Origin of the sequence: Spiroplasma endosymbiont of Megaselia nigra (assembly GCF_003987485.1) — a bacterium.
In the GTDB taxonomy this organism is placed as follows: Bacteria; Bacillota_I; Bacilli_A; order Mycoplasmatales; family Mycoplasmataceae; genus Spiroplasma.
Window position 1 is genome coordinate 1 of sequence record NZ_RCOO01000210.1, and the last position, 1860, is coordinate 1860.

The following is a 1860-nucleotide window of genomic DNA, read 5'->3' on the forward strand; positions in this document are numbered from 1 at the left end:
AAATGACTTTTTATTATTAATTAACTTTTATATTTCCATCATTATCAATAATTAAGTTAGTTAAATTTTGTTCTTCATTATTTCAACGGTAAACTGATTTAAAATAAGTTCCTTTGTCAATTCTTCAAGGTCAGTTTGTCATTTTAGATTGTTCATAATCAAATAAATCAACTTCATAATTTAAACTATAACGATATAAACCAAGTTCATATCCATCTTCTTCTTTTAATACTTTTCTGCCATGTTGATTTATTTTTTCATTATTAAGAAACTTTGTTATATATCATTGCGTTTTGCCCTTTCACACAACAAAATATCATTTATTATCAACAGTATTAAATGGTTTTTCTTGTGGTGCTATAGGTTCTAAATTATCTTTGATTTCTTGATTATCTGTATTTATTTTGTTGTTTTGTTTTCATATTTTTAATTCTTTTTCGCTATATTGTGGTGTATTACAAGCAACTAAACTTGTTGTACTTGTTCCTATTAAAGTTATTGTTCCTAAAATGCCTAATATTTTTTTCATTTTTATTTATATTATTAAATTAAATAATTTATACATTAGCTATTAAACAAACTCCAGAAGTAATTTTTAAAATTGCAGAACCAATACTCCCTATTACAGGAATAACATCAACAATACGACTAACACCATCTGTTATATTAGCACAATTTAAATTAGAAGAAGATTTTTCTAAGTTAGTAATTCTTTCACTTAAATTATTAATTTGATTATTTAAATTATTAATATCGCTTTTTATACCTTGAACTGTATTATTTAATTCCTCTATTTTTCATTCATGTTCTATCAATGTTATAATTTGTCTAAAATCTCTTATATATGATTTAATTATTTCTTTTTCTATATTTTTAAAAATTATTTTTTGGCTACCAACTAATTTTTTTAAATTTTCTATTTTTGTTGGTAAATTTTTATCATAGTCATTTATATGTTCTAATCACTCTTTTACCATTGAATTATTTTCTATATTAATTGAAAGTTCATTAATCTTATCTTTAGTATTAAAAATAATTTTAGGCTTTAAAACATCAGTATCATATAAATAAGCATATTTTATACTGTTATGTTTTATTTTTATTTCAGCTGAGTAATTTTTAGTAAAATTTGAGTATTCAGTTTTATTAATTACTTCTAATTGTGAAACATCTAAATTGTGATTTTGTTTTTTAATAGCATTTAAAATTGTTCCATAATTATTGTTATCAATTATTCCTAAATTAATTAAATTATCATTAATATTATTAAAATTCATCTTAAGATTATTTACTTTTTCAGTATCTATATCATAAAAAATATTACCATTACCATTAATAATAATTTTTCTAACTGGCCCACTTATTCCTTCAACTTTAGTTGGATTAAAATTAGTACTATAGTATACACCATTAGAAGTATTATAATAATTTCTTGTACCATCTGCTGTTATTGATTTAACATTTCTAATTTCTGGTAAATTATAATATGTATCAATTCGCACGGCTTGTCTTGTTCAACTATAAGCTAAATAATATACATAACCATCTTCAGTTAAAAAGTAAGCACTTCCACTTGATGCAACAATAATATCTTTAACTTGTCCACTTATTCCTTTAATTTTATATCCATTATAATATACACCATTAGAAGTATTAGAATAAGAAGTATTAGAGTAATCTCGCTTTATTCTTATATTTTTAATTTCTTCTTTTTGATAAGGACTAGCAGCAATTGTTGTTGGTACAGCAGTTCCACTAATTGTTAATACACTTAATAAACTTAAAAGTTTTTTCATTTTGTATAATTCCCTTTTTTTATCTTGAAACTTTTTATCAAGATCTATTGACATTATATATATA

General features: G+C 22.0%; 2 protein-coding genes. Both read right to left on the reverse strand.

The window, feature by feature from the left end; translation table 4 throughout:
• Positions 1-16: 16 nt before the first annotated feature.
• On the reverse strand, positions 17-529 hold the full coding sequence (locus D9R21_RS06165; protein WP_126821507.1) for a lipoprotein: 513 nt from the start codon (positions 527-529) through the stop codon (positions 17-19).
• A gap of 28 nt (positions 530-557) precedes the next feature.
• Positions 558-1796 (reverse strand): hypothetical protein, encoded by a 1239-nt coding sequence (locus D9R21_RS06170; protein WP_126821508.1) that lies wholly within the window; start codon positions 1794-1796, stop codon positions 558-560.
• Positions 1797-1860: the final 64 nt, after the last annotated feature.